This window comes from Agromyces sp. NPDC055661 (genome assembly GCF_053618135.1).
Window position 1 is genome coordinate 942873 of the sequence record NZ_JBSHHC010000001.1, and the last position, 8934, is coordinate 951806.

Genomic DNA, 8934 nt, shown 5'->3' on the forward strand with positions numbered 1-8934 from the left:
TCCTCCATGTTATTGAAAGTCATTCTCGATAACGTGGAGGAGGTCCCGGGTATTCCCCGAACGGGCCTCAGGGGCGCACGATCGCCACCCCCTGCGACGGCAGTTCGAGGCCGGATGCCGCGGCCCCGCTCAGCAGGTCCGTGCCCTCGATGCGCAGCTGCGCGGCATCCGCCCCGTGGTTGATGACGAACGTCAGCTCGCCGCGACGGACCACCTCGACGTCGCCGCCGCTCGCGACCGGTGCCGACGGCAGCTCGATGCCGGCCCCGTCGACCACGTGCGATGCGAGCCGGGAGAGCGCCTCGCGGTCGGGCAGGGTCGCGACGTACCAGGCCGACCCGCCGCCGCCGGCGTTCGTGCCCGCGGTTCGACGCGTCACCGCGGGCCATCCGGCGAGCGCGCCCTCGGTGAAGGTCGCGACCGTCTCGGCGTCGTCGACGCGCACGAACTCGGCCCAGACCGAGCCGGACGCCGCGCCCCCGAGCACGTCGCCCTCGACCGCGACCGTCGGCGGAACGCCCCCGCCGACCGCGCCGAGGTCGGGTGCGGCAGGCGGCGCGAACTCCTCGATCCGCAGGCCGAGCGCGCGACGCAGCGGCTCGCCGAGGTAGCCGCCGAGGCGCACGTGCAGGTCCTCGTCGGTGATCGCCGTGCCGAAGCCGACGACGAGGGTGCCGCCCGCGTCGGCGAACGCCGCGAGGGACGCGACCTGGGCGTCGGTCGCGACGACGTGCGCGGGCGCCACGACGACGCGGTACGCCGAGAGGTCGCCGTCCGCGCGCACGAAGTCGACCGCGAGGCCGAGCGACGTGAAGGCCCGGTGCCACGCGAACAGCACCTGCACGTACGAGACCGACGTGGGCGACGCGGGCTGCTCGATCGCCCACCAGCTGTCCCAGTCGAGCGCGATGGCCACACTCGCGGGCACGCGGCTGTCCTCGAGGCCGACCTCTGGCTCCGAGAGCCGCTCCAGCTCGCCGCCGAGCTGCTCGATCTCGCGCCAGACCCGGGTGTCGGTGCCGGCGTGCGGCACCATGCCCGAGTGGAACTTCTCGGACCCCGCCGCCGACTGCCGCCACTGGAAGAACAGGATGCCGTCGGCGCCGCGGGCGACCGACTGGTACGACCACGCGCGCATCATGCCCGGCGCCTTCGGCGCGTTGCGCTGCCGCCAGTTCACGGCGCTCGGCGACTGCTCCATGAGCAGCCACGGCGCGCCGCCGCCGAGCGAGCGCATGAGGTCGCGCACCATCGCGGCGTACGCCGGCGAGTCGGGGTCGGCCGGGTCGGGATACGTGTCGTCGGAGACGACGTCGACGTGCGGGGCCCACGACCAGTAGTCGACGGGCTTGAAGAAGCCCATGAAGTTCGTCGTGATCGGCACGTCGGATGCCGCGCGGATGACCTCGACCTCGGCCCGGTGCAGCGCCAGCAGCTCGTCGCTCGAGAACCGGTCGAAGTCGAGCAGCTGCGTCGGGTTGCGGAACGTCGGCGCCGCCCGCGGCGGCTCGACCTCGTCGAACGCGTCGTACCGCTGCGACCAGAACGCGGTTCCCCACGCGCGGTTGAGCTCCTCGATCGTGCCGTACCTCGCCTCCAGCCAGGTGCGGAACGCCGCGGCCGACACGTCGCAGTAGCAGCGGCTGACGTGGCATCCGTACTCGTTGTTGACGTGCCAGAGCTCGAGCGCCGGATGCCCCGCGTACCGCTCGACCATGCGCTCGACCAGGCGACGTGCATGCTCTCGGTAGACCGGCGAGCTCGGGCAGTACTGCTGCCGGCTGCCGACCGCGAGACGCACGCCGTGCTCGGTCACGGGCAGGGTCTCGGGATGCCGCTTCGCCAGCCACGGCGGCGGCGACGCGGTGGCCGTGGCGAGGTCGACCCGGATGCCGCCCGCGTGCAGCGTGTCGAGCACGTCGTCGAGCCACGCGAAATCGTACTCGCCCGGACGGGGCTCGAGGCGCGCCCACGAGAACACCGCCACCGTGGCGAGGTTGATCCCGCCGCGCTGCATGAGGCGCACGTCCTCGTCCCACACCTCCCGCGGCCACTGCTCGGGGTTGTAGTCGCCGCCGTACTTGAGGCTCATTCCTTCACGCTCCCGGTGGCCAGGCCCGACTGCCAGTAGCGCTGCAGGAAGAGGAACGCGAGCACCAGCGGGACGATCGACACGAGGGAGCCCGTGATGACCGTCGAGAACAGCGCCTGCGATCCGCCCCCCTGGCTCGCCGCCGCCTGCAGCTGCGCGAGGCCGACGGTGATCGGATACAGGTCCGAGCTGTTCAGCATGATCAGCGGCAGGAAGTAGTTGTTCCACGTCGCCACGAGCGAGAACAGGAACACGGTGACCAGGCCCGGCCCGAGCAGCCGGAGTCCCACCTGCCAGAAGATCCGGAACTCGCCGGCGCCGTCGACGCGCGCCGCCTCGATGAGGCCGTCGGGGATCGCGTCCGCGGCGTACACCCGCATGAGGTAGACCCCGAACGGGCTGACGAGCGACGGGACGATGACCGCCCACGGGGTGTCCGTCAATCCGGCAGACGAGAACAGCAGGTAGGTGGGCAGCGCCAGCGCCGTGAGCGGGATCATGATCGCGCCGAGCGTGGCGCTGAAGAGCGCCTTCTTGAAGGGGAACTCGTACTTCGCGAACGCGTAGCCCGCCATCGTGGAGAGCAGGGTCGCCCCCAACGCGGCGGTGATCGCGTACACGAAGGTGTTGACCAGCCATCGCGTGAAGATGCCGTCACGCACGCTGAACAGGGTCTGCAGGTTCTCCCAGAGCGAGAAGTCCCCGCCGAACCACAGGCCGAACGTCGAGAACAGCGCGGCGTTGTCCTTGGTCGAGGAGACGAGCAGCCACCACAGCGGGAGCACGAAGTAGGCGACGAGGAGCCAGAGCAGCACGGTGAGCAGCAGGCTCCGGCGCCGCTCGGGTGCGTAGTGGCGGCTCGAACGGCGCGAGCCGGTGGCGCCGCCGACGGTCACGGCTGCGCGGGTCTCGGTGGAGGTCATTGCAGTCTCCGTTCACGCCGCTCGCGACGTTGCGCGCCGAGCTGCACGATGTACGACAGCACGGCGATCACGATGCCGAGGAGGAACGCGATGGATGCCGCGTAGTTCAGCTCCTGGTTCACGAACGCGAGGTTGTAGGCGTAGAAGTTCGGCGTGTACGAGTTGATCACCACGTTCGGCGCGATGATGGAGAGCAGGCTCGGCTCGGTGAAGAGCTGGAACGATCCGATGACCGAGAAGATGACCGTCAGCAGGATCGCCGGCCGGATCGCGGGGATCTTGATGCTCCACGCGAGCCGGAACTGTCCAGCGCCGTCGATCTCGGCGGCCTCGTACAGTTCCCCCGGGATCGACCGCAGGGCCGCGTACATGATGATCATGTTGTAACCGACGAACTCCCACGTGACGATGTTCATCATCGAGCCGAGCACGTTCTCCGCCGAGAGGAACTCGGGGGTTCCGAACCCGAGGGCCCGCGCCATCTGCGCGAGCGGGCCGAAGTCGGGGCCGTAGAGGTAGCCCCACATGAGCGTCGCGACGACGGCGGGCACGGCGTACGGCATGTAGACGAGCAGGCGGATCGCCTTCGAACCCCTGGCCCGGAAGCTGTCCAGTGCGAGGGCGATGAAGAGGGCCAGGCCCAGCATGATGGGGACCTGGACGATGAAGAACAGGCCGACACGGCCGAGGCCGGCCAGGAACTCGGGATCGGTGAGCGCCCGCACGTAGTTGCCGAGTCCGGCGAACACCTCGCCGCCGATGAGCTTGCTCTCGAAGAGGCTCAGGTACCCCGAGTACACGAGCGGGATCACGAGCATCGTGATGAACACCACGAAGAACGGCAGGAGGAAGAGGTATGCGGCGCGGTACTGCTTGCGCTTCGCGGTGCTGGTGCGGTGCTTCGTCGGTGGTGACGCGGATGGGCGCTCGACGGTGAGCGCCTCGGAGTTCGACATGGCGGCTCCTTGCTTCGATGGGATGCGGCCCGGTGCACGTGGTCGACCGGTGCCCGGGGATGCGGGGCGGGGCGCCCGCCGACGACGGGCGCCCCGCTCGGACTCACTCGACGGTGAAGCCCTGGTCCTCCGCGTACTTGACCAGCTGGTCCTGCCAGGTGTCGAGGGCCGCGGCGATGTCACCCTTGTCGGCGATCACCTTGCCCATCGTCTCCTCGTAGGTGGAGTACACGTAGTCCATGAACGGCAGCCACTGGAAGTCCGTGTCGACGGTGGTCGAGATCTCGGCGAAGAGCTTGTTGACCTCCTGGCCGCCGTAGAACTCGGAGGCCTGGTCGACGAACTCCGGGTCCTCGAGCACGGAGACCTGCGGCGGGAAGAGGAACTGCTCGGTCGCGAGCCTCATCGCCGACTCCTGGTCGTTGTTGATGAACTTCGCGAGCTCGTAGGCTGCGATCGGGTTCTTGCTCGACGCGAGCACCGCGTCGGACGAGCCGCCCCAGTTGCCCGAGACCTCGGTGCCCGCCTCCCACTGCGGCAGCGGCGCGGCGCGCCAGAGCCCCGACGTGTCCTCGGCCGTGCCCTGCAGGAAGATCGGCCCCCACGCCGCGGTGAGCCAGCCGGCGTACTTGCCGCTCGCCAGGCCCTGGTACCACGTGTCGTTGAAGTCGACGTCGGTGGAGATGAGGTCCTGCTGGATCAGGTCGGTCCAGTACGACGCGACCTTCTTGGCCTCGTCGCTGTTCACGTCGATGGTGACCGTGTCCTTGCCGTCGTAGCCGAACGGCTTGACGCCCGCCTGCCAGAAGAAGCCGATCATCTGGCCGGCCTGCGTGGCGCCGAGGTTGGAGATGTAGGAGCCCGTGGCACCCTTCACAGCCTTGGCCGCGGTCGCATAGTCGTCCCAGGTCGCCGGCGGCTCGGTGATGCCCGCCTGGGTCAGGATGTCCTCGCGATAGAGGTTGCCCATCGGGCCGACGTCCTGCGGGATCGCCCACACCTCCTCGTCGGGTGAGACCTGGTTCCACGCCCAGTCGACGTAGTCGCCCGAGAGGTCGTCGGCGCCGTAGGGCGTCAGGTCCAGCAGGGACTCGGGCAGGACGAACGACGGGATGTACTGGTACTCGATCTGCGCGACATCCGGTGCGCCCTCGCCCGCCTCGATGGCGCTGCGGAGCTTCTGGTAGTGCGGCAGGCCCTGGCCGACGTTCTCGACCTTGACGTCGATCGCGGGGTACTTCTCCTCGAAGAGCTTCACCTCGTTCTCGATGTCGGGCACCCACGTCCAGAACGTGAGCTTGGTCGGGGTGGTCATCGCCTTGTCGATCTCGTCCTGGCTGACGGGCCCCTGGTCGGAGCCGCCGCCGCTGCTGGGGGTGCAGCCGGAGAGGACCAGTGCTGTGACGAAGGCGCCGGCGCCCAGCGCCAGTGCTGCCCTTGGTGTCTTCCTCATGACCTTCTTCTTTCCTCGTGTGACTGTGTTGGTGTTCCTGGGTGACCGGGTGCCCGGTCGCCTCACCCGTCGATGAGGGTCAGCGTCGACCATGCAGCGAGGGGGAGTTCGGCGCCGGCCGCGTGAGCGGCGGCGGTGACCGCGTCGGTGACGTCGCGGTCGAGGGTGACGGTCGTGTCGGTCCAGCTCCAGTTGAAGACGAACCAGGCGCGTCGGCCGTCGGGCAGTGAGCCGGATGCCACGGTGACCGGCAGCGCGCGGTCGGCGGCGAGCCCGTCGGCGATCGGCGACGGCACGGCCCACCGCACGAGGTCGGCCGCGAGCTCGGGCGAGGGCACGGTGCCGACCACGGTGATGCGGCCTGCCCCGTGCCCGTTCGTCGTGACTGCGGGGAAGTCGCCGAAGCGCGGGTGCTCGTAGCGCGCGAGCACGTCGGCCCCGTCGACGATGAGTCCGTCGGCCCAGAGCCGGGCGGTGGCGCCACCGGATGCCGCGAACGGCTCGGTCGCGGCGACCGCGACGTCGTGGCGCAGGTTCGAGAACTCGTCGTAGTGCACGCCCGCAGCGTCGGCGAGCCGCGCCGGGGCGACCTCGACACGGGCCCGCGCCTCCTCGTCGCCATAGCCCGTGCGGATCCCGACGACGAGGTGCCCGCCGGCGGCCGCGTAGTCGCGGAGCAGGTCGAGGTCGGCGTCGGATGCCGCGTACAGCGCCGGCGCCACGAGCACCGGGAACCGGCTCGCGAGCTCAGCGGCGCCCAGGTCGTGGGCCTGCGCGACGTGCAGGATGCGGGACTGCGCACCCGCGTCGACGACGCCGCGGTGGAACGCGTCGACGATCCGCTGGTACGACGTGCGGTCGGGCTGTCCGTCCGCCGTGGCGAGCGGGGGGAAGAACTCGAGCGCGAACCGGCTGTCGTTCGACCACAGGATCGCGACGTCGGCGTCGGGCTCGTACCCGTCGAGGGCGGCGCCGATGGCGCCGAGGGCGGCGCCCACGCCGGCGAGCTCGTGGTAGACGCGCCCGGGCTCCAGGCTGTGCGGCAGCACGCCGCCCCAGTACGTCTCGGTGCCGTAGGGCAGCGTGTGCCAGTGCCAGTACTCGATCATCGCCGCCCCGCGCGAGATGAACGCGAACGCCGCCTGCTCGAGCTGGCCCGGGTAGGGCGGGAGGTTGAACTCGGAGCCGCCGATCGACTGCGCGTCGGTCTCGGTCACGAGGAAGCGGGACTGCTTGGAGGAGTACATGCGGTCGGCCTGGCGGAGCAGCGCCGCGACGCCCGAGGTGGTCCACGGCGTGACGGGCTCGAGGTCGAGCGCGGCGTCGAGGTGGTCCTGCATGGCGTAGTACGGGTTGCCGGCGGTCAGGTCGAGCGTCTCGACGAGCTGGTCGTCGGCGAGCGCGGGGCGCGGATAGGCGATGCACGTGGTGACGAACTGCCCGGGGCGCGCGTACTCGCGCACGAGCTCGGCCTGCCACGCGATGAACTCGGTCGTGAGGTCGGCCTGGTAGCGCCGCCACGCGAGGTCGTACTGCGGGAGCGTGTTGCCGTCGGGCGTCCACAGGTCGGACCAGTCCGAGAGCCGGTGCGACCAGTAGGTGAGGCCCCACTCGCGGTTCAGCGTCTCGACGTCGCCGTACTGCGCCTTCAGCCGGCGCACGAAGCGCTGGAAGCTGCCGCGGTTGTGGAAGAGCAGCATGCCCGGCTCGTTGTCGACCTGGTAGCCGATCACCGCGGGGTGGTCGGCGTAGCGCGCGACGACGGCCCGGATGACGCGCTCGGCGTGGAACCGGAACGCCGGGTGCGAGTAGTCCACCTCCTGGCGGGCGCCCCACGGCATCGGCTCCCCCGTGCGGCGCTCGCCCGCGATCTCGGGATACGCCGTCTGCAGCCACGGCGGCACCGCATAGGTCGGGGTGCCGAGGATGACCGAGATGCCGCGTGCGTGCGCGCCGTCGAGCACCGGCACCAGCCAGTCGAGGTCGAACTCGCCGTCGCGCGGCTCCCACGTCGACCACACCGACTCGCCCACACGGATGACCGTGAAGCCCGCCTCCTTCATGAGGTCGAGGTCGGTCTCGGTGCGCTCGTCGCGGTGGTACTCGGCGTAGTAGGCGGCCCCGAAGAGGATGCCGCTCGGCGGTTGGACGGGCTGGGGGGAAGGCATCTGATGCGTACTCCGTTGTGGGCTGGCCGGATGCTCCGGACGTCTGCGAGATCAGAATGTTTTCGACAACATCTGACGGAAACCAGAATGTTGCCGATAACATCGGCTTGTCAAGCATCAATTCGGCATCGTGACGAATGTCCCCCGTTTCGGGGCGTCGTGACGCGGCACGCGCTTCGGGAAGGATCGGGGGGATGAGCGAGAGCACGACCTCGGTGGAGCGGTCATCGGGGACGCCGCAGCAGAAGCCGGCGACGATCTACGACGTCGCTCAGGCGGCCGGCGTCTCCCACCAGACGGTGAGCCGCTTCCTCAAGGGCTTCGAGGGCATCCGCCCCGAGACCCGCGAGAAGGTCGAGCGCGCGCTCGGCGAGCTCGACTACCGCCCCAACCTCACGGCCCGCAGCCTCAAGTCGGGCCGCTCGCACCGCATCGGCGCCCTCACCCACGACCTCTCGCAGGTGGGACCGAGCCGCGTGGCCGAGGGCGCGAGCGCCGCGGCGCGCGAGGCCGGCTACGTGCTCGACTTCATCTCCCTCGACGTGCGCAACCCGCGGGCGATCGAGGAGTCCGTCGAGATGCTCACCCAGCACGACCTCGCGGGCGTCCTGGCGCTCTCGAACACCGACGAGATGACGCGCGCGTTCGGGACGACGGTGTTCCGCGTGCCGGCGTTCATCCACACCGAGGCGGACGACGCCGTCACGGGGCATCCGACCGACCTGAACGGCGTCGGTATTCCCGCGCTCATCGACCACCTCGTCGGCCTCGGACACCGCACGCTGCTCCACATCGCGGGCCCCCGCAACTGGTCGGCGAGCCGCAACCGCATCCTCGCCTACGAGGCCGGCGTCGAGGCTGCCGGCGTAGCCTCCGCGGGCATCCTCGCCGGGGACTGGTCGGCGCGATCGGGCTACGAGGCCGTGCGCTCCCGCGCCGACCTCGACGCGACGGCGATCCTCGCGGCCAACGACCAGATGGCGCTCGGCGCGATGCTCGCCCTCAAGGAGCGCGGCCTCCGCGTGCCCGACGATGTGAGCGTGGTCGGCATCGACGACATCCCCGAGGCGGCGTACTACGACCCGCCGCTGACGACCGTGCGCATCGACTTCGACAGCCGCGGGCGCCAGACGCTGCTGACGCTCCTCGCGCAGATCGAGGGCACCGACGTGCGCCCGATCGACGTGCCCCCGCCCGAGCTCGTCGTGCGCAGGTCCTCCGGACCGGCGCCGACCCGGTAGGGGCCACCGCGGGTCCCGGCCGGCGCCTACCCGGTCGCGGGGGGGGGGGGGGGGGGGCGGGGGGGGGGGGGGGGGCGCGGGGGGGGGGGGGGGGGGGGCGC

At 70.5% G+C, this 8934-nt stretch carries 6 protein-coding genes; 1 reads left to right on the top strand and 5 read right to left on the bottom strand.

Features of this window, described 5'->3' with window-relative positions; all coding sequences use genetic code 11:
• Window positions 1-67 precede the first annotated feature (67 nt).
• The 5 genes from ACWGO8_RS04345 to ACWGO8_RS04365 form a co-directional block, all read right to left on the bottom strand.
• Window positions 68-2092: a beta-galactosidase gene (locus ACWGO8_RS04345; RefSeq protein WP_452041899.1), complete on the bottom strand. Its 2025-nt coding sequence runs from the start codon at window positions 2090-2092 to the stop codon at window positions 68-70.
• Window positions 2089-3015, bottom strand: coding sequence for a carbohydrate ABC transporter permease (locus ACWGO8_RS04350; RefSeq protein WP_452041900.1), 927 nt, complete (start codon window positions 3013-3015; stop codon window positions 2089-2091). The genes ACWGO8_RS04345 and ACWGO8_RS04350 overlap by 4 nt, the downstream gene beginning before the upstream one ends.
• On the bottom strand, window positions 3012-3971 hold the full coding sequence (locus ACWGO8_RS04355; protein WP_452041901.1) for a carbohydrate ABC transporter permease: 960 nt from the start codon (window positions 3969-3971) through the stop codon (window positions 3012-3014). Before ACWGO8_RS04355 ends, ACWGO8_RS04350 begins: the two co-directional genes overlap by 4 nt.
• Window positions 3972-4074: 103 nt before the next feature.
• Window positions 4075-5424 carry an ABC transporter substrate-binding protein gene (locus ACWGO8_RS04360; protein WP_452041902.1) on the bottom strand — a complete coding sequence of 450 codons (1350 nt, stop codon included), beginning with the start codon at window positions 5422-5424 and terminating at the stop codon, window positions 4075-4077.
• A gap of 62 nt (window positions 5425-5486) precedes the next feature.
• Entirely contained in the window at window positions 5487-7592 is a 2106-nt protein-coding gene (locus tag ACWGO8_RS04365; protein WP_452041903.1) for a beta-galactosidase, read from the bottom strand.
• Window positions 7593-7786: 194 nt separating this feature from the next.
• On the opposite strand from ACWGO8_RS04365, the gene ACWGO8_RS04370 reads away from it, so the two are divergent.
• Complete coding sequence (locus ACWGO8_RS04370; RefSeq protein ID WP_452041904.1) at window positions 7787-8833, top strand: LacI family DNA-binding transcriptional regulator; 1047 nt, start codon at window positions 7787-7789, stop codon at window positions 8831-8833.
• The last annotated feature ends 101 nt before the right edge of the window (window positions 8834-8934 follow it).

Bases quoted from the DNA above. Each gene is read 5' to 3' on its own strand.
- ACWGO8_RS04370 (WP_452041904.1), top strand. From the start codon at position 7,787: ATGAGCGAGAGCACGACCTCGGTGGAGCGGTCATCGGGGACGCCGCAG.
- ACWGO8_RS04350 (WP_452041900.1), bottom strand. From the start codon at position 3,015: ATGACCTCCACCGAGACCCGCGCAGCCGTGACCGTCGGCGGCGCCACC.
- ACWGO8_RS04360 (WP_452041902.1), bottom strand. From the start codon at position 5,424: ATGAGGAAGACACCAAGGGCAGCACTGGCGCTGGGCGCCGGCGCCTTC.
- ACWGO8_RS04365 (WP_452041903.1), bottom strand. From the start codon at position 7,592: ATGCCTTCCCCCCAGCCCGTCCAACCGCCGAGCGGCATCCTCTTCGGG.
- ACWGO8_RS04355 (WP_452041901.1), bottom strand. From the start codon at position 3,971: ATGTCGAACTCCGAGGCGCTCACCGTCGAGCGCCCATCCGCGTCACCA.
- ACWGO8_RS04345 (WP_452041899.1), bottom strand. From the start codon at position 2,092: ATGAGCCTCAAGTACGGCGGCGACTACAACCCCGAGCAGTGGCCGCGG.